The organism is Arthrobacter sp. P1_B11 (assembly GCF_056406715.1).
Window position 1 is genome coordinate 190,960 of the sequence record NZ_JBFTZQ010000004.1, and the last position, 23,411, is coordinate 214,370.

Here is a 23,411-nt window from a genome sequence, read left to right on the forward strand (position 1 = left end):
GCACGGGGCGGCCAGCCGGCCGCCGGCGATGCGTTGTCAGAAGGATGTACAAATGGCAAGTCTTGGGGAACTGGAACGGGCAGTGATGGACCTGCTCTGGGCTGGCCAGGAAGCAGCGACTGCCAACACTCTGCGCGACATGCTCGCGCTGAGCACGGCAGCACACGGCGGCGCGGCAGGACACGTGGGCAAAGACCTTGCGGTCACCACGGTCCTGACGGTGCTCTCCCGCCTCGAAAAGAAGGGCCTGGTTGAACGCGAACGCGGCACACGGCCCCACCGGTATCAGGCGGTGTCGAGCCGCGAAGACCATACCGCCGAGCTCATGCACGAAGTCCTGGGATCGGCTCCGGACCGCGAGGCCGTACTTGCCCGGTTTATCGGTTCCGTGACGGAAAGTGAAGCTGAGACGCTGCGCAAACTGCTTGGCCACAGCTAGCGGACGATGTTCTGGACCTCATACTTCCTGGCGGTCCTGGCGATAGTACTGGCCTGGCCGGTACCTATCCTTCTTTCCCGCGCCCAGTGGCCGGCCCGGGATCCGTTTACCGCCATGCTGCTGTGGCAGGCCATCGGCCTCGCCGGCGGCCTGTCGATGATCGGCGCCATGCTGGTGTACGGTCTGGAGCCTGTCGGCGACAATCTGATCGCCGGGTTGCGGGCACTGGCCGGAATGGTGCTCCAGAACGCTCCCACCACCGCACTCGGCTTCTGGCACCTCTTCGCACTGTCGGCGGCGGCGCTGCTGACGGCGCATCTCGTGTTCACGCTGCTGCTGACGTATTTTAAGATCGGGCGGCAGCGCCGGCGGCACCGCGAACTGCTGGCACTGTTGGCCTCGCCGTCCGCTGACGGCACGGGCACCATGGTGATCAACCACGATTCTCCCGTGGCTTATTGCCTGCCGGGCGGAGCACGGTCCGTCACGGTGCTCTCCGACGGGCTATTGGCGGCCCTGGAACCCGCCGAACTGCGGGCGGTGCTGATTCATGAGAACGCCCACCTGAACCAGCGGCACCACCTCCTGCTGTGGGCGTTCGCTGCCTGGCGCCAGGCCCTTCCCTGGCTGCCCACGACGCGCCTGGCACAGGAAGCCGTCAATTCCCTGATCGAGATGCTCGCGGATGACGTTGCCCTCAAGTCGGAGAGCAAAGCCACGCTGATCAAAGCCATAGCAATCGTGGCCAGCGGATCCGCCGTCCCGCAGGCGGCCCCGGTCATGGGACCGGCCGGACTTTCCGATTCCGGCCTGCAGTTTCCCGAGGGTGCCGGCGGCGCCGGCCCGGCCGGCACGACGGCGTCCCGCGTCAGCCGACTTCTCTCACCGCGTCCGCCGCTTCCGGGTACCCTCCGGGCTGCGGTGCTGGCCGTGTGCATCCTGCTGCTGGCGATGCCCACCGCTCTGCTGATAGTGCCCGGCCTGCTGGGCTGAGCCGGCCCGCCGGGCCGCTTCGCCGCGGTCAGGCGTCGATGCGCTCCCGGTCCAGGCTGGCTGCCCCCGCTATGATGAAGTCCTTCCGCGGCGCCACGTCCGATCCCATCAGCAGGTCGAAGGTGGCCTCCGCGCGCTGGGCGTTCTCGATGTTCACCTTGCGGAGCATCCGGTGCCGGGGATCCATGGTGGTTTCGGCGAGCTGTTCTGCGTCCATCTCCCCCAGGCCCTTGTAGCGCTGGATCGGTTCCTTGTACCGCTTGCCCTCCTTGGCGAGCCTGGCCAGCAGTGTGTGAAGCTCGGCCTCCGAGTAGGTGTAGATCATCTCGTTGGCCTTCTGGCCGGGGTTGATGACTTCCACCCGGTGCAGCGGCGGCACGGCTGCGAAGACTCTGCCCTCCTCTACCATGGGGCGCATGTAGCGGAAGAACAGCGTGAGCAGCAGAGTGCGGATGTGGGCGCCGTCGACGTCGGCGTCGGTCATCAGGATGACTTTCCCGTAGCGGGCCGCCTCGATCGCGAAGCTGCGGCCCGAGCCCGCCCCGACCACCTGGATCAGCGCGGCACATTCGGCGTTGGACAGCATGTCGCCCACCGAGGCCTTCTGGACGTTGAGGATCTTTCCGCGGATGGGCAGCAGCGCCTGGAAGTCGGAGGACCGTGCCAGCTTCGCCGTGCCCAGGGCGGAGTCGCCCTCAACGATGAACAGTTCGGAGCGGGCAACGTCGTCGGTCCGGCAGTCCGCCAGCTTGGTGGGCATTGACGACGTCTCAAGCGCGGTCTTGCGGCGCTGCGTCTCCTTATGGACGCGGGCCGAGATGCGCGACTTCATCTCGCTGACGATCTTCTCAAGCAGCAGCGCTGACTGCGCCTTGTCGTTGCGGTTTGCGGAGTTGAGTTTGGCGGAGATCTCCCGCTCCACCACCCTGGCCACGATCGCCTTGACCGCCGACGTACCCAGGATTTCCTTGGTCTGGCCCTCGAACTGCGGTTCGGCGAGCCTGACAGTCAGGACGGCGGTGAGGCCGGCGAAGATGTCGTCTTTCTCGATTTTGTCGTTGCCGGCCTTCAGTTTCCTGGCGTTGGTCTCCACGGCCTTGCGGAATGTCTTGACCAGTGCCTGCTCGAAGCCTGCCTGGTGCGTGCCTCCCTTGGGGGTGGAGATGATGTTGACGAAGCTGCGGACGGCGGTGTCGTAGCCGATCCCCCAGCGCAGGGCGACGTCCACCTCACAGTCACGTTCCACTTCGGCCAGCTTGCTGTGGCCTTTGTCGTCCAGCACCGGGACGGTTTCCTTGAACTTGCCGGCCCCGTGCAGCCGCCACACGTCAGTGACCCCCGAGTCAATGGCGAGGAATTCCACGAATTCGGAGATGCCGCCGTCGTGGTGGAACACCTCCTCATGGGGACCGTGTTCCCCCGGGGTACCGGGAACTTTGCGTTCGTCGCGGACGGTCAACTTCAGACCAGGAACCAGGAAGGAGGTCTGGCGGGCTCGGGCGGCCAGTTCCTCGTAGGAGAACTTGGCGTCCGTGGTGAAGATCTGCCGGTCGGCCCAATACCGGATCCGCGTTCCGGTGACGCCGCGCTTGGCCTTGCCTACGATGTCAAGCACCGAATCGTCCACAAAGGGGGTGAAATCGGCCGCCGGATCGGGCCGGGGGCCGCTGTCCTTAAACCGCCCGGGCTCGCCCCGTCGGAAGGACATCTTGTACGTCTTTCCTCCGCGGTCCACTTCCACATCGAGCCGGGCGGACAGCGCGTTGACCACCGACGCGCCCACGCCGTGCAGGCCGCCCGAGGCAGTGTACGAGCCGCCGCCGAACTTGCCGCCGGCGTGCAGCTTGGTAAAGACGACCTCCACGCCGGTCAGGCCGGTCTTGGGTTCCATGTCGACCGGGATGCCGCGGCCGTCGTCGTGGATCTCCACGGAGTTGTCGGCGTGAAGGATGATCTTGATGTCGTGGCCAAAACCGGCCAGGGCCTCATCCACCGAGTTGTCGATAATCTCCCAGAGGCAGTGCATGAGGCCCCTGGAGTCCGTGGAACCGATGTACATGCCCGGACGCTTGCGGACGGCCTCCAGGCCCTCCAGCACCGAAAGGTGGCGTGCGGTGTAATCAGAACTCGGTGTCACAGGTGGTGCACTCCTTCAGCGGCGGGCCGGCTAAGGCATAAAACGACTCCTTCCAGCCTAGTCCCGCGGCCCCTTTGCCCCCGGCTGCCACTCCCGCCGGAGCACCCGGCGGCCCTGGTTCGTTACGCAGACGTGATACGCGCACAGCGAAAGTGACACATCCTTGCCATGCTTTGGCGCCGAATACTGGTTATATAGATGTACAGATCTACTAAGGAGGCCGACATGACAACAGCAGTTGCCGACCGCACACTCACCGCAGCTGACCGGTGCGACCGTTGCGGTGCACAGGCATACGTCCGGGTTGTACTCGAGTCCTCCGGAGGTGAGCTGCTCTTCTGCGCTCACCATTCACGTGCCGTCGAAGCGACGCTCAAGCCGCTGAGTTCGGACTGGCACGACGAGACGGGCCGGCTTCATGAGAAAGCACCGGTACCGGTCGACTAGACCACGCAGCTGAGTCGACTAGACCACGCAGCTGAAAAGCTCGAAGCAAAAAAGCCAGGGTTCCCGAAAGGGACCCTGGCTTTTTTCTGTCCGGAATCAGGAACGGGATCAGCGCCCTCCGGCTGAAAAGCGAAAGCCAGGGCCGCCGCCGGTTTGTCCGGCGGCGGCCCTCGCCTTGGAGCTACTGGTCCAGAATGTCCTAGTCCAGGTAATCCCGCAGGACCTGGGACCGCGACGGGTGCCGCAGCTTGGACATGGTCTTGGATTCGATCTGGCGGATGCGCTCACGGGTGACGCCGTAGACCTTGCCGATTTCGTCTAAAGTCTTCGGCTGGCCGTCCGTGAGGCCAAAGCGCATGGCAACCACGCCGGCTTCGCGCTCGGAGAGCGTATCCAGCACCGAGTGGAGCTGTTCCTGCAGCAGTGTAAAGCTCACGGCGTCGGCCGGAACCACGGCTTCGGAGTCCTCGATAAGGTCGCCGAACTCGGAGTCGCCGTCCTCGCCGAGCGGGGTGTGCAGGGAGATCGGCTCGCGGCCGTACTTCTGGACTTCGACAACCTTTTCGGGGGTCATGTCCAGCTCAAGGGCCAGCTCCTCCGGCGTGGGTTCGCGGCCGAGGTCCTGCAGCATCTGGCGCTGCACGCGGGCAAGCTTGTTGATGACTTCCACCATGTGCACCGGGATGCGGATGGTGCGGGCCTGGTCCGCCATGGCGCGGGTGATGGCCTGGCGGATCCACCAGGTGGCGTAGGTCGAGAACTTGAAGCCCTTGGTGTAGTCGAACTTCTCGACCGCACGGATGAGGCCCAGGTTGCCTTCCTGGATGAGGTCCAGGAACAGCATGCCGCGGCCGGTGTAGCGCTTGGCCAGGGACACCACGAGGCGGAGGTTGGCTTCGAGGAGGTGGTTCTTGGCGCGCTTGCCGTCGTGGATGATGAATTCGAGCTCGCGCTTGAACTTCGGATCCATGGAGCCGTCGTCGGCGTTGATCTTCTCTTCGGCGAACAGGCCGGCCTCAATGCGGAGAGCGAGGTCAACCTCCTGTTCGGCGTTAAGGAGTGCAACCTTGCCGATCTGCTTCAGGTAGTCCTTGACGGGGTCGGCGGTCGCACCTGCCGACATGACCTGCTGGACAGGAGCGTCGTCGTCGTCGGCATCGGAGTAGACAAATCCTGAACCTGTCGGCGCAGCAGCAGCCTTGCCGGTCTCGTCGCCTTCTTCAACAAGGTCGGCGGCGTCAGGCGATGCATCCTCGAGATCTTCGTCGGCTTCATCGACGTCATCGTCCGATGTCGAACGGCTTCCGGCAGCTTCGGCTGCGGCCTTGGCGCCGGGCTTGGGGCCACGCTTCTTCGGTTCGGGCTTAGCGGCGGACGTTACGTCGCCACCGGCGACGGCAGCATCCTTGACGGCCTTATTGGCGGCACGGGTAGCTGCACGCTTGGCGTTGGTTGCCGCCTTCTTGTCCTCGGCAGACACATCGGCCTGGGCGGCGGGTTCCTTCTTCGCGGAAGACGGGGTCACAGAAAACCTTTCTAGCGGCGGTCTGTGGAATCACCATACGGGCAACACCACTATGACCCTGTCAAGTCCGTGATTGACATCAGGTGCAACCACGACCGACAGAGCCATTAAGTAGAACTGCCGGAGCGGCCGCAATGTTCCCGTTTCCGGTTCCACTGCAAGCACTGATTCACGGACCCAACCGGGTCTCGGCAACCATTGTCTCATGATTTTCCCAATCAGGGGCCGATGCGACCGTAAGGGCAGCCGACGGGCAACCCTCCGCGGGAGCGGCTGCGCTAGGCGGCGTCCGTTCCGAATTTCTGCCAGGCCGCCTCCCGCCTGGCCGCCCAGCCGCAGATGGTTCCCCGGCGGACCACCTCGGAAAGAAGTTCCGCCAGCCTGTATCCGGGGGTCGCCTCCAGTGCCCGGTCCAGCGAGGCGTGGGCAAAGGAGCCCCTCCCCCGGCACCATTCGATCCACCCCTTGGCGGTCCATGCCGCTGCCTGCGCCTCGCCGGGGCCGCAGGACACGAGCTGCAGCATCACATCCTCAAGACATTTCATCCTGCTCCAGTCCGGCAGATCCGGGCTCAGGCCCAAGAGGACCTCGCCATAGCCGGGAATGGTGGCCGGCTCGGGCTTCCCGCCGGAAGTCGCATCATCGGCCGCGCCCGACGCCCCCGGGGCTGAGGCCGCCAGTCCTCCAGGCCGTTCGGCCTCCGGCAGTCCCGCAAATGACGGACCCATCGCCGGGGGGCCCGGCCGGCCCGAGAAGATGCCGAATTGCTCGGCACCGGCCACGGCTGCAGGTCGCCCCGCCGCCGCCATCACCAGGACTGCGTCGCGCCAGGAGGGTACGCCAAGGGTCGCGCGCAGGAAGCCTGCAAGGTCGTCCGGCAGTTCGGCGCCGGATTTGGCACCCAGCGCCAGTTCCCAGGCGTCCAGCACCCTGTCGAACTGGGGACGGCTGGTCCGCCGGGTGCAGAGCTCGGCCGCCCAGTGCCGTTCAGATGCCAGCACCGCAGGATGCGGTCCCGAGGCGCCGCCGCCGGCTGGATCGTCTCCGGGCGGCGACCCGACGCTGCTGCCCAGATACACCATCTCTGCGTTGAGGCGGCTGTCGCGGATCTCGGCTACGGGACGTCCCGGCAGGGGGCAGCAGCCGGTGTCAGTGCAGTACACGTTCCGCCAGTACTGCTCGCCTACGTACCAGGCGTCCCGCACCGGCATTCCGGCCAGTCCAAGAGCGGATTCGAGATCTGCCAACAGTGCCCGGTTGACGCGGGGCCCGGCGTCCTCCGCCCAGCCGACGTTCGTGAAGAACATCAGCAGCGTGCCGTCGGCGTCGTTGTCCGCGAGAAGGTAGTCGGCCACGGCGCGGGCGAAGTCTTCCCGTCCGCGCCTGGATGCCGCCGCCTCCGGCAGGTCGACCCGGAGCGTGGCCCCAAGCCGCTTTCCCTGCATGGTCATGGCCACAAGGCTGCGGGATGGCCAGTACCCCAGCGTGTGCGGTACATATCCGAGGATGTCTTCGGGGCCGTTAATGGTCAGGTGCTGGGGTGCGGTCATGCCTCCAGCCTCCAGCAGTCCATTACCGCCCGGTAGGTCCGGCTTTCGGCATGTGGATCAATGCCGGATGTGGAGGGATAGTGTCAGCCGTCAGCCGCGGAACTGCGAGGCGGCGGTCCGCCCGGCAGCGGACCGAAATGCTAGCCGGGAGACGAGGACTTGCGCCGGGCGTTCCGCGCCCTGCGCTGCTCGGCCATGGCCTGGAGCAGCGGCGGAACCACCACCCCCTGGGCTGCCATCTGCCGGCGCACCTTGCGGCGGACCGCCAGCATGGCGACGGACCCGATGCCAAGGATCAGGAAGTGCACGGACAGGGCGACGCGGAACGGTTCGAGGCCATACAGCACCCCGTGGGAGAACCCGGTGGAGTACAGGATGTCCAGGACGGCGCCGATCAGGAAGATGGCGACGAGGGCGGCGACGAAACCGCCCACATTGACGATGCCGGTGGCGGTACCGATGCGGTGCGCCGGATTAAAGGTGCGGGCGAAATCGAAGCCGATCATGGACCCTGGCCCTCCGATGGCCAGCACCACCACAAGCCCGGCAAGCAGCCACAAGGGTGAGCGGCCTGGGTAGAGGAGCACCGCCGCCCAGGCCGCGGCCGTAGCCGCGACCAGGAGGAGAACCATGGTGGAGCGCCGGAGGGGGTGCCGTGACACAAACCGCCCGATCAGCGGCCCGGCGCCGATGGCACCGGCCACGTAGAGGGACATGAGCGCGGCCACGGTGCCGGCGTCCAGGCCCTGCGCCGAAATCAGGAAGGGATATCCCCAGGTCATGGCGAACACGGTGCCGCTGAACTGGATAGTGAAGTGACTCCACATGCCAAGCCGGGTGCCGGGCTGCTTCCAGGCCCGGGACAGCGAGACGCCGGTGGCCCGCAGACCCTTTGTTGACTGCTGCTGGGGAGTACCTGGCGGTGCGTCCTGCAGCAACAGAGTGACGAAGACCACTGCGACGCCGGACAGCCCCGCCAATGACAGAAAGGCGGGGCTCCAGCCGGCAGTATGCAGAATGAAGGCGAACGGCACCACACTGAGCAGCTGCCCGAGTTGCCCCGACATCCCGGTGAGCTGGGTCAGCAGCGGCACCCGGGCTGGGGCAAACCAGAGCGGGATCAGCCGGATGACGGAGATGAACGTCATGGCGTCGCCGGCGCCCACCAGCACCCGGCCGAGCGCGCCGGCAGGGACGCTTTCCGCGAAGGCGAGCTGGAGCTGGCCGAGCCCCATGAGCACGGCGCCGCCGGCAATCATGGCCCGGGACCCGAACCTGTCCACGAGGACGCCCACGGGGATCTGGAGCGAGGCGTAGACCAGCAGCTGCAGCACCGTGAAAAACGAAATTGCCGAGGCGCTGGCATGGAACCGCTCGGTGGCCTCGAGGCCCACCACGCCAAACGACGTACGCTGGGTCACAGCCACCAGGTAAGAGAAAATACCGATGGACCAAATGAGCCAGGCGCGGGGTGCAGTCACCTTTTTATTATGCCCGCCGTCAGCAAAAATCCTATTTTATCGTCAGGTTTAGTGACGAGGATTATTGACCTGGAGTCTCTCGCGCCAAGTAGGCCTCAACAGCGGCACCCAGGGCATCGCCGTCGGGCAGTTCGTCATTTTCGTCGGCCAGCAGGGACCGCCGGACGGTGCCCTCGGCTTTCTCGTCGTAGCGGGCCTCCAGCTTCGAAACCACCTGCTGGACATCCGCCGAGGCCTCGATCTGTTCGGCGATCTGCCGTCCGACCTCACGACCCGACTCCCGGAGCCTGTCGGCGGGAAGCATGAGGGACGTCGCGGCGCCCAGGTACTCCAGCCCGGCGACGGCCGCCGTCGGATATTCGGCCTCGGCCAGGTAATGCGGCACGTGGATGACGTAGCCCGCCACGTTGCGCTCCGCTTCCATCAGGCGGAGTTCCAACACATGGCCCACGGCTGCCGGCACTTCGACGGTGGGCTTCCAGGCAGAGATGCCTTCGATCAGTTCGGGACGGTTTCCGTGCACCGTCACGCCAACCGGGCGGGTGTGCGGCACGGGCATCGGAATGGAGTGGATCCACGTGACAAGGTTGACGTCGAGGGCGTCGACGATCTGCACCACGGCGCGGGCGAAGCGTTCCCACTGCAGGTCCGGCTCGAATCCTGCGAGGAAGAGAAATGGTTTACCCAGGCCGTCGACCAGCCGGTACAGCGCAAGGCTCGGGGCCTGGTAATCCTCCAGGTGGTCCTCCACAAAGGACACGTGCGGCCTCCGGGACCTGTAGTCGATCAGCTGGTCGGCGTCGAACACGGCCACGCGCTCGGAATCGAGCGTGTCCAGCAGTTCGGCCGTGATCTGCTTGACCACGTGGCCGGCGTCGGCAAAACCGGTGAAGCCCATCACCAGATTCAGCCCGCGGAGTTCGGGGCTGTGGAACAGCTCAATGTTTTTGGCATAGAGCGCATCGGGGTCCAGCAGCGAGCCGGAAATCCGTTCAAACACGGCGAGTTCCTTTCGTGGTCGGGGTTAATGTCCATAACGCTGTGGATCTCCGCAGCATTCCTTGCACGGAAGTGGCGCGGCTCTCAATTAATCCGGCTGCGCGGCGGCCGAGAGACTACGATCGGAACTGGCCTTTGCTGAGGGCCAGTGTTTTCCGGCGGCCTCCCATTCGGACGGCGTCCGGGTACCCATGGCAGGGCGCCTCACATGGACTTCCTGCCCGAACCGTCACAGAGAATTGAGGACTGATCCTCGTGGTCAAGAATAGTGAAATCAACATTAGTGCCATTGCGCGCGACCTCAAGAAGGCTGCCAGCGACGCGGTCGTCATCGGTGTAGGACAGGGCGCGAACGGTCCGGTCCTCCTCGAGAACCCGCTGACGGCCAAGTCGGCCGAAGCGCTGGCCGAATCGTTGAAGGTTCTTGGCATCACGGGGGCGGCGGACCAGGCCGTCCGCCTCCCCGGACTTCCCGAAACCGGCGCCTCCGTGATTGTGCTGGCTGGCGTCGGCAAGGTCATCGGCGGCCAGCCGCTGACCCGCGAGGCGCTGCGCCGCGCCGCCGGTTCGGCCGTCCGCCAGCTGGCCGGACTGGCCACGGTAACGCTGGCCTTCCCGACGGCGGACGTCGCCGATGTCGCCGCCGTCGCCGAGGGCGCGGCACTGGGCTCCTATTCATTTACGGAATACCGTTCCTCGAAGGACGGCCTTAAGGACCCTGTCAGCAACGTGGTCATCTTCACGGACTTTGCCGCCGACAAGGAACTTGAGCCGGCCCTGAAGCGCGCAGGCCTGCTTGGCAAGGCCGTCAACGCCACGCGTTCCCTGGTGAACCAGCCGCCGAGCCACCTGTTCCCCGAGTCCTTCGCGGATGCCGCCAAGGAACTGTCGAAGGGCCTGCCCGTCAAGGTGACAGTGTGGGACGAGAAACGCCTCGAGAAGGAGGGCTTCGGCGGCATCATGGGCGTCGGCAAGGGCTCCTCACGCCAGCCCCGCCTCGTAAAGGTGGAATACGCGCCGGCGAAGGCCACCAAGAAGATCGCACTCGTGGGCAAGGGCATCACGTTCGACACGGGCGGCATCTCCATTAAGCCGGCACTCGGCATGGGCGACATGAAGAGCGACATGGCGGGCGCCGCCGTCGTCCTTAATACGGTGCTCGCCCTGGCGGGCCTGGGCCTGCCGGTCAAGGCGACCGCCTGGCTCTGCATCGCGGAAAACATGCCGTCCGGTGCCGCCTCACGCCCGGCGGACGTCCTGACGATGTTCGGTGGAAAGACCGTCGAGGTGCTCAACACCGACGCTGAAGGCCGTCTGGTCATGGCCGACGGCATCGTCGCCGCGAGCCAGGAGTTCCCGGACGCGATCATCGACGTCGCCACGCTCACGGGGGCGCAGCTGATCGCGCTCGGCAACCGCACCGCGGGCGTCATGGGCGCCGACAGCGTGACGGGGCCGCTCAAGGACGCCGCGGACCGCGCCGGTGAGCTGGTCTGGCCCATGCCCCTGCCCGAGGAGCTGAGGCCGAGCCTGGACTCGCAGGTCGCGGACCTGGCAAACATCGGCGAACGTCACGGCGGCATGATGACGGCCGCCGTGTTCCTGCGCGAATTCGTGGGCAACGGCAAGGACGGCCAGCCGATCCCCTGGGCGCACATCGACATTGCAGGTCCGTCCTTTAACAACGGCGCACCGTACGGCTACACGCCCAAGCAGGGCACTGGCTGCACGGTCCGCACGCTCGTGGCGTATGTCGAGGATCTCCTGGCCTCAGCCTGACCGGCGCCGCGGCAGTGTGGCGGGCGGTGTGATCCGCCCGCCACACTGCCGCGTGACACTGGACACAAGCGCTCCACAAAAGTCGCGGCAAGGTGGAGCATGGATAAGTGGTTCGCTAAGGTGAACCTCGGTAGTCACAAATGAAAGGGAACCGGCCTGCTGGCATAATCACGGCAGAGCAAGTTCCAAGACCAGATGATGCGTACTCTCGTGTCATCGTTCACGCGAGGGAGCGTCTAAGTGGCCGATCAGGCAACTGCGCAAGAATTCGACATCCTGGTACTCGGTGGCGGCAGCGGCGGATACGCCACGGCCCTCCGGGCCGTTCAGCTTGGCTTCACCGTCGGCCTCGTGGAGAAGGGCAAACTCGGTGGAACCTGCCTGCACAACGGCTGTATTCCCACCAAGGCGCTGCTGCACTCTGCCGAACTGGCCGACCACGCCCGCGATTCCGCGAAGTACGGCGTCAACGTCACCCTGGACAGCATCGACATCAGCGCTGTCAACGCTTACAAAGACGGCATCATCGCCGGCAAGTTCAAGGGCCTGCAGGGCCTGATCAAGTCCAAGGGCATCACCGTCATCGAAGGTGAGGGCAAGCTCCAGGGCACGGACACCGTCGTCGTGAACGGCACGGCCTACAAGGGCAAGAACATCGTTCTCGCCACGGGTTCCTACTCCCGCACGCTGCCTGGCCTGGAAATCGGCGGCAAGGTCATCACCTCCGACGAAGCCCTCACCATGGACTACATCCCCAAGAGCGCGATCATCCTGGGCGGCGGCGTCATCGGCGTCGAGTTCGCCTCGGTCTGGAAGTCCTTCGGCGTAGACGTCACCATCGTCGAAGGCCTGCCGTCGCTGGTCCCGAACGAGGACGCCGCGATCGTCAAGAACTTTGAGCGCGCCTTCAAGAAGCGCGGCATCAAGTTCTCCACCGGCGTCTTCTTCCAGGGCGTCGAGCAGAACGAGAACGGCGTCAAGGTCACGCTGGTGGACGGCAAGACCTTCGAAGCCGACCTTCTCCTCGTGGCCGTCGGCCGCGGACCGGTCACGGCCAACCTTGGCTACGAAGAGGCCGGCGTCACGATCGACCGCGGTTTCGTCATCACCAACGAACGCCTGCACACCGGCGTCGGCAACGTCTACGCCGTCGGCGACATCGTCCCGGGCGTCCAGCTTGCCCACCGCGGCTACCAGCAGGGCATTTTCGTGGCCGAGGAAATCGCCGGCCTGAAGCCGGTCGTTGTTGAAGACGTCAACATCCCCAAGGTCACTTACTCCGAGCCTGAGATCGCCACTGTGGGCTACACGGAAAAGGGCGCCAAGGACAAGTTCGGCGACGACCAGGTCGAGATCCAGGAATACAACCTCGCCGGCAACGGCAAGAGCTCCATCCTGGGCACCGGCGGCCTCGTCAAGCTGGTCCGCCAGAAGGACGGCCCCGTCGTCGGCGTCCACATGATCGGCTCCCGCATGGGCGAGCAGATCGGCGAAGCCCAGCTGATCGTGAACTGGGAAGCCTACCCGGAGGATGTGGCCCAGCTGGTGCACGCCCACCCGACCCAGAACGAGGCGCTGGGCGAAGCCCATCTCGCCCTCGCGGGCAAAGCCCTCCACGGCTAAAGCAGCTCCGCAATACAACAGGGCTTAGTGCACCCGGCATGATCCGCAGGGTGCACTAAGCTCGAACAAGCCAGCAATCATCCGCACAAAAGATCAATAAGGAGAACGGGGACGACATGTCTGAATCCGTTAACTTGCCCGCCCTCGGTGAGAGCGTCACCGAAGGAACCGTCACCCGCTGGCTCAAGCAGGTAGGTGACCGGGTAGAGGTGGACGAGCCGCTGCTCGAAGTTTCCACCGACAAAGTAGACACCGAAATCCCCTCTCCGATCGCCGGCGTCATCGAGGAAATCCTCGTTGCCGAAGACGAAACCGCAGAAGTTGGTGCTCCCCTGGTCCGCATCGGTGATGGCTCCGGTGGAGGATCAGCCCCCGAGGCCGCTCCCGCCGAGGAAGCACCCGCGGCGGAGGCACCCGCTGAAGAAGCTCCGGCGGCCGAGGCACCCGCTGAAGAAGCGCCCGCCGCTGAGACACCCGCCGCAGCCCCTGCCGCATCCGGCGAGGGCCACGAAGTCACTCTCCCCGCCCTGGGCGAGAGCGTCACCGAAGGCACCGTGACCCGCTGGCTCAAGGCCATTGGCGACACCGTTGCAGTGGATGAGCCGCTCCTCGAGGTCTCCACCGACAAGGTCGACACCGAGATCCCGTCCCCGGTGGCCGGCACGCTCCAGGAAATCCGCGTCAACGAAGACGAAACGGCCGAGGTCGGTTCCGTCCTCGCTGTCATCGGCTCCGGCGCTGCCGCGCCGGCACCTGCCGCGGCTCCCGAGAAGCCGGCCGAGGCTCCTGCCCCCGCGCCGGCTGCTGCCCCGGAGAAGCCGGCAGAAGCACCGGCTGCTCCGGCCGAGGCCAAAGAAGAAGCTCCGGCACCGGCGGCCCCCGCCGCTGCACCGGCTCCCGCAGCACAGGCACCGGCTGCCGGCGCCGAGTCGGGGTACGTTACTCCCCTGGTCCGCAAGCTGGCCAACCAGCGCGGTGTGGACATCTCCTCCCTGTCGGGCACCGGAGTTGGCGGCCGCATCCGCAAGCAGGACGTCCTGGCTGCGGCCGAGGCGAAGCCCGCTCCGGCAGCAGCTTCCGCTGCTCCGGCTTCGGCTGCGGTTTCCTCCCTGCGCGGTACCGTGCAGAAAGCCCCCCGCATCCGCCAGGTCATTGCCCGCCGGATGCGCGAGTCCCTCGACACCTCCACCCAGCTCACGCAGGTCCACGAAGTGGACATGACCAAGATCGCCAAGCTGCGCCTGAAGGCTAAGAACCCGTTCCAGGCCCAGAACGGCGTCAAGCTGACGTTCCTGCCCTTCATCACCAAAGCTGTCGCCGAAGCACTGAAGCAGCACCCGAAGCTGAACGCTGCGTACGACGAGGACAAGCAGGAAATCACGTACCACAACGCCGAGCACCTGGCGATCGCTGTGGACACGGACAAGGGCCTGCTGGTGCCGGTCATCTCCGATGCCGGCAACCTGAACCTTGCAGGCCTCGCCGGCAAGATCGCCGACGTCGCTGACCGCACCCGCAACGGCAAGATCGGCCCGGACGAGCTCTCCGGCGGCACGTTCAGCATCACCAACTTCGGTTCCGTCGGTGCGCTGTTCGACACCCCCATCATCAATCAGCCGCAGGTGGGCATCCTCGGCATCGGCGCGATCGTCAAGCGCCCCGTGGTGGTGGCCGATGAGAACGGTGACGACTCGATCGCCGTCCGGTCCATGATGTACCTCGCCCTGACCTACGATCACCGCCTGGTTGACGGCGCGGATGCAGGACGCTTCGTGCAGACGCTCAAGGCCCGCCTCGAAGAGGGCGCCTTCGAAGCGGACCTGGGACTCTAGGCTCCGCACGCTGTGAGGGCGGCGGCCAACCCGGGCGTCGGTGGATAACCACCGGCACCCGGGGTGGCCGCCGCTTTTTTCGTACCACCGGGTCCTGCCGGACGCGCGGGCCGCTCGTACTACGGAGTGTAGAAGTATCTGGCTAGACTGTTGCCATGCGAATTCTTTTTGACATCCTGCTGTTCCTGCACATCGTTGGCGCCGCCATGATCGTGGGTTACTGGATCGCCACCCTGAGGCAGCCRACCATCCACCCGCGCCAGCGCGACGGCGCGTTCGTTCAGCTGCTCACGGGTATTGCGATGATGGGACTGCTGCCGCTCATGCCGGATTCAGATCCCAACTACTTCAAGCTCGGCATTAAGTTCGCGATCGGGCTCGCCGTTGCCGTTCTGGCCGTGATCGGCTCGCGCAAGGTCAAGAGGGGCGAAGACATCTCGACCGGCCTGGCACACGGTGTCGGCGGCCTGGCGCTGATCAACATTGCCATCGCCACGATCTGGCACTGAGCCGCTTATCGAATGAACGACGACGGCGACGCACCCCTCGCGGGTGCGTCGCCGTCGTCGTCTCTTGCGTTGGGCTGCCTGGCGCACTCCGGGGGCCGGTCATAATCCTCTGACAGCGGACAACCCGTGCGTCCACCACGGGGAATCCATAGGATTAGGCAGGAAGGATCGGGCGTCAGCCGGATCCTTGACTGAACCCAAGCTAAGGAGTGGACATGGCAGCAACACGCACCGCACACACGGTATGGAACGGCGACCTGATGACGGGTGCCGGCAACACAACGCTCGACAGCTCCGGGCTGGGCACGTATGAGGTCACCTGGAAGGCCCGCACCGAGGCCTCGGAAGGCAAGACCAGCCCTGAAGAGCTGATCGCCGCCGCACACTCCGCCTGTTTCTCCATGGCTTTCAGCCACGCGCTCGCCCAGGCCGGCCACACCCCCGAAGAGGTCCACACGAAGGCGGACGTCACCTTTAAGCCGGGCACGGGCATCACCGGCAGCCACCTGACCCTGAACGCCAAGGTCCCCGGCATCTCCGAAGACGAGTTCCAGAAGATCGCAGCGGAGGCCAAGGTCGGCTGCCCTGTCTCCGGTGCTCTGGCCAGCATCGACATCACCCTGGACGCAACGCTCGCGGCTTCCTGATTTCTGGCCCCGGCTGCGGCGCAGCAGGGGCACACAGAAAAGGCCCTGTACCCGGACTGGAAGATCCATCGGGGCACAGGGCCTTTTTGCGCAGTGAGCCGGGCTCTCCGTGAGCAGGACTGCCGCGGGCCGGACTGTGGGTCAGCGGTTCGCAGGCTCAGCCCGGGTCAGCCGCCCGTGTTTCGGCGGGCAGGCAGTGGCTCCGGCCGGAGTCGGCGGTAGCCTTCACGGGCCGGCGGCCGGTCCGTGGGAAGCTCCTGAACCATTTCCTTCAGCGCCCCGATGCCGTACTCCAGCTGCGGGTCCCGTCCCGCAGCATAGGCGTGCGGCGGGAACGTCACCTCGATGTCCGGAGCAACGCCGTGGTTTTCGACGCTCCAGCCCACGCCGCCGCCGAACCAGGTGGCGTAGCGCGGCTGGGTAACCCCGGTGCCGTCCGCCAGCGTGAAACGGCTGTCGATGCCCACCACGCCGCCCCAGGTCCGGGTCCCGATCACGGGACCGATTCCCCGAAGCTTCGAGACCTGGGTGATGATGTCGCCGTCGGAACCGGCAAACTCATCGGCGAGGATGATGACCGGGCCGCGCGGTGCGTGGTGCGGGTAGGTCCGGGGCTTCTCGCCGCGCGGCATGCTCCAGCCTGTCACCTTGCGTCCGATCAGCTCGGCCACCAGCTGGGACGTGTGCCCGCCGCGGTTGCGGCGAACGTCAACGATCAGGCCGTCCAGCGCGGTTTCGGTGTCCAGGTCACGGTGCAGCTGCGCCCAGCCGTTGGCCATCATGTCGGGAACGTGCAGGTAGCCGAAGCTTCCTTCAGAGGCCTGCCGGACGGTGCGGCGGTTAGCGGCCACCCAGTCCTGGTAGCGGAGGCGCTCCTCATCCTTGATCGGGACCACCGCAATGCGGCGCTGGGCGCCCGCGGCCGGACCGTGGGCGGCACCGTTGCGGATGGTCAGTTCCACCGCCCGGCCGGCAGCGCCAACCAGCTGCATGGCGGGCGTCAGGGCCTCGGTGAGCGGCACGCCGTCGACCGCGAGCAGGACATCCCCGGCCTTGGCGGCGGCGCCGGGGCGGGCCAGCGGTGAGGTCGCGAGGGGGTCGGAGGATTCGCCGGCGAGGATGCGGATGATCTCCCAGCCCTCCCCCGTGAATGCCAGGTCGGCGCCCAGGCGGCCCTGGCCATTACTGCCGTTCTCGGTGGCCGCAGCCGGCCGGACGTAGGCATGGGACGTGCCGAGCTCGCCGTGGAGTTCCCACAGCAGGTCCACGAGGTCATCGTGCGAACCGAGCCGGTCAACCAGCGGCCGGTAGCGCTTGTGGATGGACTCCCAGTCCTGGCCGGCCATGTCCTCGGTCCAGAAGAAATCGCGCTGCAGCCGCCAGGCTTCATCGAACGCCTGGCCCCAGACGCTGAGCGGGTCCATGAGCACCCGGATGCGTGTGAGGTCCACCTTGACCAGCTGGCCGGATTCCTCGTCGGCCTTCGCGTCGGACGGCACCACCCGGACCTGTTTGTCGTGGACGAGCACAACCTTCTTGCCGTCACCGGACACGACGTAGCTGTCGAGCGCGTCCACAATGGTCGCGGCCTTGCGCTTGGCAAGATCAAACCGGACCAGTGTTGGCGCAGTGTTCTTGTCCTCCAAGCTGGCTTTGCCGTCGCCGGTCACCCCGGCGAGGGGGCTGTCCAGCCACAGCAGCGCGCCGTCGACCGCGGCCAGCGAGGAATAGTTGCCCTGCGGGACCGGAACGCTGATGACCCGGTGCGCGAGCCCCTCGGCGTCGACACGGACCGGCGCAGGCCTACCGGGCTGTCCGGCGTCGGCGTCCCGGTCTGCCGCCGTCTCCGTCTCGACGGAGAGATCCACGTTGGGGCCGAAGGGCGACGCCGTTTCCGCTGCCAAGGCCACAAGGTACGGCTTGATGGGGCTCGGGAACGAGAGGTCGAAGGAATGCCCGTCGTAGACAGGATCGAAGCTGCGGTTGGAGAGGAACGCGAGGAACTTGCCGTCCGGCGTGAACGACGGCGACTGGTCACGGAAGCGACCATCGGTCACCTCGACGATGTCGGGGTCCCCGGCGCCTGGCTTCCCTGCCCCGGACTCCACCGTGTGGACGCGGGTCAGCCTCAGGCGGCTGCGGGAGCCGAGGGACGTGACGGGTTCCGACCAGGCCAGCCAGGCGGAGTCCGGCGACCAGCACAGGGCTTCGATGCTGCCTTCGCCGATGCTCGTCACCGACGTGATGGTTCCGTCCCGCGTGTCGGCCACGTAGACGTCGCCGAAGGCGGTGCCGACGGCGATCCAGCGGCCGTCGGGGCTGGTCTCCAGGGCGCTGGCGCGCGACGGCTTCGGGAAGGCGATCCGCCTGGATGCCGAACCGGCAGGTGCCGAGACAGCCCCCGCGCCCGCCACCGTGCCGTGCTGTTTCTCTATCCCCGCTGCGGGAGCGACGTCCGCCTGGGAGTCGTCGGAAACGGCGACGTCGACGCCCGGACCCACCAGGCCGGCCGCTGAGACCGGGCTCGGCAGCGCAGGGCTGGGCTGGGGGGCCGCGGGAGTCTCGGATTCCTGGTGTCCCTTGACGGGCTCTGCCGGGGCAGCCGGGGTTTCGAGCCGCGGGGCGATCTCCGCCATAACCAGGGCCTCCGTGCCGTCGTGGTCCGCAACATAGGCGATGCGGCCATCCGTCAGGGGACGCGGAAGTCTTGCCCGGACACCCGGAGTGCCTTCGACAACGCGGGAGGGCCCGTCCTTGTGCCGCAGCCAGTGGATGGTCCCGTGCGCCTCCACGGCGCTGGCCGATCCGGTGCAGTCCGGCCGGACGTCTCCGAGGTGCTTGGAAACCTTCAGCAGCGACGGGCGGCGGCCCTGGGAGGCCGAGCCGAGCGAGATCTCAAGCCTGACGGCGTCGGAGGCAAGATCATGCAGAATCCACAGCTCACCGGCGGACTCGAAGATGACACGCTTCCCGTCAGTGGACGCGTGGCGGACGTAGAAGTCTTCGTGGTCCGTGTGGCGGCGGAGGTCTCCGCCGTTGGGCGGGACTGAGTACAGGTTCCCGTACCCCTCGTGGTCCGAGAGGAAGGCGATGCGTCCGTCCACCCACATGGGGTCCGCCAGGTTGCCGTCAAGGTCCGGGAGCAGCCGTTCAAACTCGCCGTTGCCGTCGGCGTCAATCCAGAGTTTGCCGGCAGTGCCGCCGCGGTAGCGCTTCCACCAGGCCGGTTCGCGGGACAGGACGCTGGCCACGACTACGGGCTTCTCGTCTCCGACCTCGGGGCCGAACGCCACGGATTCGACGGGACCGAAGGGCAGTTCCTCGGCCCAGCCACCCTCGGTGGAAAGGCGGTAGGCGTGCGTGTGGCGGCTCTCCGCCTGCCGGAACGCGCTCGTGACCACTACTTCGCCCGCGGCAGTGAAGCCTTTGACCTTGGTGGTGCTGTGCCCGAAGTAGGTCAGTTGCCGGTATCCGCCGCCGTCGACGTCGGCGATGACAACCTCGGGCGCCGTGCCCTGCACGACCGTCCAGACGAGCTTCTTGCCATCAGGCGTGAAGCGCGGATTACGGGCCGGGAGTTGCAGGGAGGAAACCCGCCAGGCGCGGCCGCCGCCGACAGGCGCGATCCAGACGTCGTCCTCGGCCACAAATGTGACCAGATCGCCGTGAACATGCGGGAATCGGAAGTAGCTCGAAGAGGTCATCGTTCGATCATAGTCAAAGTCAACAGGGGTGGCTGGGAGGTGCCGTACCGTGCCGGGACATGGTGAGATGGATCATGCGAATCGTCATGGCCGGCGCCTCCGGGCTCATCGGAACCGATCTTTCCACCCGTCTCGTTTCGGACGGACACGACGTCACGCGGCTGGTTAGGAGGACGCCGGCTTCCCCGGCTGAAGTCCGCTGGGATCCGTCCGCCGGCCAGCTGGACCCGGCCTGCCTTGAGGGCGCGGACGCCGTTATCAATCTGTCCGGAGCCGGCATCGGCGACAGGCCATGGACGCGCCGACGGATCGATGAGCTGTTCCGCTCGCGCCTCGATCCCACGCGGACCCTCGCCACAGCAATGAAGCATCTTGACACACCGCCGAGGACCTTCATCAGCCAGTCCGGAGCCGGCTACTACGGCGACGCCGGGTCGGCCGCCCTCCGGGAGGGGTCGCCCGCCGGGACTGGCATCATGGCCCGGATCTGCGTTGAGTGGGAAGCAGCCGCCCACGAAGCTCCGCCGGGTGTCCGGGTGGTAACCCCGCGGACTGCGGTGGTGCTGAGCAGATCCGGAGGGGCCCTGGGCAGGCTGCTGCCGCTGCTGCGGCTCGGCGTTGGCGGTCCGCTCGGCAACGGCCGCCAGTACTGGCCCTGGATCACGTTGCCGGACCTGTCCGCTGCTTTTGGATTCCTCCTGACGGCCCAGCTCTCCGGCCCCGTCATCGTCTCCGCCCCCGAAGCCGCCAACGTCAACACGCTGGTTGCTGAGCTCGCCGCTGCCCTGCACAGGCCCGCGCTGCTCCGCGTTCCGGCGCCAGCGCTGCGGCTGGCCATGGGCAAGCTGGCCGACGAACTCCTGCTCGCGAGCCAGCGGGTGGAACCCGCCCTGCTGAAGGAAGCGGGCTTTGAATGGCAGCATCCAAGCCTTCGGCGTGCCGCCGCATGGGTGGTCAGCGGCGCCTGACGGCACGTGGGCGATCATGGGGCCGGAAGGATGTCCGAAATCAGCCACTTGCCGTTCACTCTAACCAGGACCAGCCGCAGAGCGCGGCCTGGCTGAGGTGCGCCGGTGGCGACTACGGCACCGGCGGCAGATCTCTCCTTGTAACCGGACGTCGAAGCCGTCACGGCGACCACGGCCCGCGCCCCAGTGCTTTCGGGCATGTTCCGGATGGCCGTGAGGCTTGTGGTGAAGCCGGCCAGGATGTTCCCGGAGTCCTGCAACCGGGCGCTGATCCTGCGGTCCGCGGCCGCGGCCGGGGAGTTCCCGGCGTTAACCTCGCCGAGCAATTCCAGCCTGCCCTCACTCAGGGCCTTCGAGCGCAGCCAGGCCAGCCCTTTGACAGCCTCGGCGGGATTTCCCGCCCGGAGCTGGTTCCGGACAGCGTCCGGAACCCTCGCGGAATCCAGTACCGTTGCCGGCTGCGGCCCCCTCGGCGCCGGAACCGGAACGGTTCCGGGCCCCGGAAAGCCACGGACCAGGGACGGCAGCGTGGCTGCGATGCCCGGAGGCTGGTTCCAGAGCGGCGTCCCCGGCGCACCGAGCAGCAGCCACGCGCTTGCAAGAACGGGAACTGTGAAAAGCCCGGTCCATGCGGCAGTACGACGACGTCGAGGCGCGGCTGCCGTCGCGGCCCGCCGCGAGTGCAGCCTCGGCTGGTCCGGCAGCGTCTGGCCGGGCAAGGCCTGGTCGTAGGAGGTCCTGCGCTGCCGAAACGCCGTGACGGGCGGGGACGTGGACAGCCGCCTGCCCCAGGCACGGATCCGCTCGCGCCGCCTGCCGCACGACGGCGGCTCCGGCCTGCGTGTCAGCAGCTCCGGCAGGACGGTCGGATGCGCAGAGCGAGATAGGTCGACGGGAACTGCGGCGGCGCTCCGGTAGATGGCGGTGGCAAGCTCCGCTGCATCCGGCCGTCGCCGCCGGTCATCACTCAGGCCTGCCTCCAGGGCGGCGGCAAGTTCGCGGGGCACGTCCGGAACCAACAGCGAAAGGGGTGGCCTGTCTGCCGTGGGCCGGGGCGGGGCTCCGGTGAGGCAGTACCAGCCAAGCGCAGCCGCGGCATAGACGTCGCGTCCGGGCTGCAGTCCTGCCCGTACGGCGTCCACCGGCGAAGGATCCCTGAACCCTTCAGTCCCGAGGCCGGGAACGGCGCCGGGATCGCCGACCATTCGCGCCACCCCGAGGTCAGCGAGCAGAGGCTTTCCGTGTCCGGAAAAGAGAACGTTTCCCGGTGACACATCCGAGTGGGTGAATCCCTTGCCGTGGAGGTATCCGAGGACCTGCGCAATGGGCGTCAGCACAGTCACGGTCTCCCCCACGCCCAGCTTGCCCCGGGCGGCGATGAGCTGGCCCAGTGAACCGCCTGGTGCGTAGTCCATCACGATCCCCAACGGGCTTTCGGCGGCCTCGCCCAACCTCACGACGTCGTGCGCCTTGACCAGATGCCCGTGGTCAAGGACGGACATGATCAGAATCTCCCGGCGTACATCCTCTTCGGCAGTCCCCGCGGCGTGGTTCCCGGACGCCGCGCCGAAACACTTCAGGGCCAGCTTCCGCCCGGTAGCCTCTTCCGTCACCAGCCACACGGCGGCGCTCGCCCCGCTGCCCAACCAACGGCAGACCTGGTAGCCCGGAACCTTCGGCTCGCGCCCTGCGGAATGGTCGGCGTCCTGCCTCACATCGTCCATGGCTTAAGGAGTACCGGAAATCGACACATCCTGCAGAAGTTATCCACAGGGGGCGGGGGCCGGCACATGACCCGCGGGCCGGGTGAGAGCTTGGGCACACAATCGGGCAGGACGCCGGCCGGGGTCTAAGCTGGATGCCATGACTCTTGAGTTCACACAGCTGGGTCTTGCCCCGGATCTCGTGGATTACACGCGTGCCTGGGACCTCCAGCGCGAAATCCACGAGAACGTCCTGGCCGGCATGGCCCCCAGCACAGTTCTCCTGCTCGAACACTCCGCCGTCTACACCGCCGGCAAGCTCACCGAGGACCACGAGCGTCCCTTCGACGGCACGCCCGTTGTAGCCGTGGACCGCGGTGGCAAGCTGACGTGGCACGGACCCGGCCAGCTGGTGGGTTACCCCATCATCAAGCTGAAAAACAAAGCCGGGATCCGCGACTACGTCGAGCGTCTCGAGGCAGTGATCATCGCCGTCCTGGCCGACTTCGGAATTACGGCCGTCCGCATCAGGGGCCGCGCCGGCGTGTGGATCGACGAAGACCACAAGGGCCCCGCCCGGAAGATCGCGGCGATCGGCATCAGGGTCAGCCAGGGCGTAACCATGCACGGCTTCGCCATCAACTGCAACAACGACCTCGCCCCTTACGGCCAGATCATCGCCTGCGGAATCACCGATGCCGGCGTGACCACCATTGCCCAGGAGACCGGCCGCGACGTGGCACCGGCTGATCTCGTTTCGCGGATCATCGAAGAGCTGCGCAAGAATGAAGACGCCCTAGTTGCAACCCCCGAAGGAGTTCTACTGTGACACTGGCACCAGAAGGCCGGAAGATGCTGCGCATTGAGCAGCGTAATGCGGCCACCCCGGTGGAGCGCAAGCCGGAGTGGATCAAGGCCAAGGTCCAGATGGGCCCGGAGTTCGTCCAGCTCAAGAACCTCGTCAAGAAAGAGGGCCTCCACACCGTCTGTGAGGAGGCCGGCTGCCCCAACATCTTCGAGTGCTGGGAAGACAAGGAGGCCACGTTCCTGATCGGCGGCTCCGAATGCACCCGGC

At 66.5% G+C, this 23,411-nt stretch carries 17 protein-coding genes and 1 pseudogene; 11 read left to right on the plus strand and 7 right to left on the minus strand.

The window, feature by feature from the left end; translation table 11 throughout:
* Nucleotides 1–52: 52 nt before the first annotated feature.
* Nucleotides 53–439, plus strand: coding sequence for a BlaI/MecI/CopY family transcriptional regulator (locus AC1D14_RS05415; RefSeq protein WP_230116764.1), 387 nt, complete (start codon nucleotides 53–55; stop codon nucleotides 437–439).
* 6 nt (nucleotides 440–445) lie between these two features.
* Complete coding sequence (locus AC1D14_RS05420; protein WP_230116765.1) at nucleotides 446–1,432, plus strand: M56 family metallopeptidase; 987 nt, start codon at nucleotides 446–448, stop codon at nucleotides 1,430–1,432.
* A 28-nt stretch (nucleotides 1,433–1,460) separates the two neighbouring features.
* Here the strand turns inward: AC1D14_RS05420 and AC1D14_RS05425 are convergent, their stop codons facing one another.
* Nucleotides 1,461–3,569: a DNA gyrase/topoisomerase IV subunit B gene (locus AC1D14_RS05425; RefSeq protein WP_230116766.1), complete on the minus strand. Its 2,109-nt coding sequence runs from the start codon at nucleotides 3,567–3,569 to the stop codon at nucleotides 1,461–1,463.
* Between the two features lie 225 nt (nucleotides 3,570–3,794).
* On the opposite strand from AC1D14_RS05425, the gene AC1D14_RS05430 reads away from it, so the two are divergent.
* A complete protein-coding gene (locus AC1D14_RS05430) occupies nucleotides 3,795–4,016 on the plus strand; it encodes a DUF7455 domain-containing protein (protein WP_056628651.1) in 222 nt (73 codons plus the stop codon).
* Nucleotides 4,017–4,215: 199 nt separating this feature from the next.
* Here AC1D14_RS05430 and AC1D14_RS05435 read toward each other — a convergent pair whose 3' ends face one another.
* The 4 genes from AC1D14_RS05435 to AC1D14_RS05450 form a co-directional block, all read right to left on the minus strand.
* The gene (locus AC1D14_RS05435; protein ID WP_230116767.1) at nucleotides 4,216–5,541 is read right to left on the minus strand and encodes an RNA polymerase sigma factor; all 1,326 of its coding nucleotides are present in this window, start codon (nucleotides 5,539–5,541) and stop codon (nucleotides 4,216–4,218) included.
* Nucleotides 5,542–5,819: 278 nt separating this feature from the next.
* On the minus strand, nucleotides 5,820–7,091 hold the full coding sequence (locus tag AC1D14_RS05440; protein WP_230116768.1) for a DUF4192 domain-containing protein: 1,272 nt from the start codon (nucleotides 7,089–7,091) through the stop codon (nucleotides 5,820–5,822).
* A gap of 140 nt (nucleotides 7,092–7,231) precedes the next feature.
* On the minus strand, nucleotides 7,232–8,572 hold the full coding sequence (locus AC1D14_RS05445) for an MFS transporter (RefSeq protein ID WP_230116769.1): 1,341 nt from the start codon (nucleotides 8,570–8,572) through the stop codon (nucleotides 7,232–7,234).
* A gap of 61 nt (nucleotides 8,573–8,633) precedes the next feature.
* A complete protein-coding gene (locus AC1D14_RS05450) occupies nucleotides 8,634–9,572 on the minus strand; it encodes a proteasome assembly chaperone family protein (protein ID WP_230116770.1) in 939 nt (312 codons plus the stop codon).
* A gap of 254 nt (nucleotides 9,573–9,826) precedes the next feature.
* Here AC1D14_RS05450 and AC1D14_RS05455 point away from each other — a divergent pair, with 254 nt between their 5' ends.
* From AC1D14_RS05455 to AC1D14_RS05475, 5 genes are all read left to right on the plus strand, one after another.
* Entirely contained in the window at nucleotides 9,827–11,350 is a 1,524-nt protein-coding gene (locus AC1D14_RS05455; RefSeq protein ID WP_230116771.1) for a leucyl aminopeptidase, read from the plus strand.
* 240 nt (nucleotides 11,351–11,590) lie between these two features.
* Nucleotides 11,591–12,973 carry a dihydrolipoyl dehydrogenase gene (gene lpdA / locus AC1D14_RS05460; protein WP_230116772.1) on the plus strand — a complete coding sequence of 461 codons (1,383 nt, stop codon included), beginning with the start codon at nucleotides 11,591–11,593 and terminating at the stop codon, nucleotides 12,971–12,973.
* Nucleotides 12,974–13,089: 116 nt separating this feature from the next.
* The gene (gene sucB, locus AC1D14_RS05465; protein WP_476968178.1) at nucleotides 13,090–14,805 is read left to right on the plus strand and encodes a 2-oxoglutarate dehydrogenase, E2 component, dihydrolipoamide succinyltransferase; all 1,716 of its coding nucleotides are present in this window, start codon (nucleotides 13,090–13,092) and stop codon (nucleotides 14,803–14,805) included.
* A gap of 155 nt (nucleotides 14,806–14,960) precedes the next feature.
* The gene (locus tag AC1D14_RS05470) at nucleotides 14,961–15,314 is read left to right on the plus strand and encodes a hypothetical protein (RefSeq protein WP_230116774.1); all 354 of its coding nucleotides are present in this window, start codon (nucleotides 14,961–14,963) and stop codon (nucleotides 15,312–15,314) included.
* 215 nt (nucleotides 15,315–15,529) lie between these two features.
* Nucleotides 15,530–15,961 carry an OsmC family protein gene (locus AC1D14_RS05475; RefSeq protein ID WP_476875963.1) on the plus strand — a complete coding sequence of 144 codons (432 nt, stop codon included), beginning with the start codon at nucleotides 15,530–15,532 and terminating at the stop codon, nucleotides 15,959–15,961.
* A gap of 167 nt (nucleotides 15,962–16,128) precedes the next feature.
* On the opposite strand, the gene AC1D14_RS05480 is transcribed toward AC1D14_RS05475, so the two are convergent.
* A complete protein-coding gene (locus tag AC1D14_RS05480) occupies nucleotides 16,129–19,665 on the minus strand; it encodes a S41 family peptidase (protein ID WP_230116776.1) in 3,537 nt (1,178 codons plus the stop codon).
* 74 nt (nucleotides 19,666–19,739) lie between these two features.
* Here AC1D14_RS05480 and AC1D14_RS05485 point away from each other — a divergent pair, with 74 nt between their 5' ends.
* Complete coding sequence (locus AC1D14_RS05485) at nucleotides 19,740–20,633, plus strand: TIGR01777 family oxidoreductase (protein WP_230116789.1); 894 nt, start codon at nucleotides 19,740–19,742, stop codon at nucleotides 20,631–20,633.
* A 14-nt stretch (nucleotides 20,634–20,647) separates the two neighbouring features.
* On the opposite strand, the gene AC1D14_RS05490 is transcribed toward AC1D14_RS05485, so the two are convergent.
* On the minus strand, nucleotides 20,648–22,357 hold the full coding sequence (locus AC1D14_RS05490) for a protein kinase domain-containing protein (RefSeq protein WP_230116777.1): 1,710 nt from the start codon (nucleotides 22,355–22,357) through the stop codon (nucleotides 20,648–20,650).
* Nucleotides 22,358–22,496: 139 nt separating this feature from the next.
* On the opposite strand from AC1D14_RS05490, the gene lipB reads away from it, so the two are divergent.
* Both lipB and AC1D14_RS05500 read left to right on the plus strand, forming a co-directional pair.
* The gene (gene lipB / locus AC1D14_RS05495; RefSeq protein WP_230116778.1) at nucleotides 22,497–23,165 is read left to right on the plus strand and encodes a lipoyl(octanoyl) transferase LipB; all 669 of its coding nucleotides are present in this window, start codon (nucleotides 22,497–22,499) and stop codon (nucleotides 23,163–23,165) included.
* A pseudogene (locus AC1D14_RS05500) lies at nucleotides 23,162–23,411 on the plus strand (lipoyl synthase); the annotation flags it as partial. The gene lipB and the pseudogene AC1D14_RS05500, both read left to right, overlap by 4 nt.

Coding starts and splice junctions, on each gene's coding strand:
- AC1D14_RS05415 (WP_230116764.1), top strand. CDS start 53: ATGGCAAGTCTTGGGGAACTGGAACGGGCAGTGATGGACCTGCTCTGG.
- AC1D14_RS05475 (WP_476875963.1), top strand. CDS start 15,530: ATGGCAGCAACACGCACCGCACACACGGTATGGAACGGCGACCTGATG.
- AC1D14_RS05480 (WP_230116776.1), bottom strand. CDS start 19,665: ATGACCTCTTCGAGCTACTTCCGATTCCCGCATGTTCACGGCGATCTG.
- AC1D14_RS05440 (WP_230116768.1), bottom strand. CDS start 7,091: ATGACCGCACCCCAGCACCTGACCATTAACGGCCCCGAAGACATCCTC.
- sucB (WP_476968178.1), top strand. CDS start 13,090: ATGTCTGAATCCGTTAACTTGCCCGCCCTCGGTGAGAGCGTCACCGAA.
- AC1D14_RS05490 (WP_230116777.1), bottom strand. CDS start 22,357: ATGGACGATGTGAGGCAGGACGCCGACCATTCCGCAGGGCGCGAGCCG.
- AC1D14_RS05485 (WP_230116789.1), top strand. CDS start 19,740: ATGCGAATCGTCATGGCCGGCGCCTCCGGGCTCATCGGAACCGATCTT.
- AC1D14_RS05430 (WP_056628651.1), top strand. CDS start 3,795: ATGACAACAGCAGTTGCCGACCGCACACTCACCGCAGCTGACCGGTGC.
- AC1D14_RS05420 (WP_230116765.1), top strand. CDS start 446: ATGTTCTGGACCTCATACTTCCTGGCGGTCCTGGCGATAGTACTGGCC.
- lipB (WP_230116778.1), top strand. CDS start 22,497: ATGACTCTTGAGTTCACACAGCTGGGTCTTGCCCCGGATCTCGTGGAT.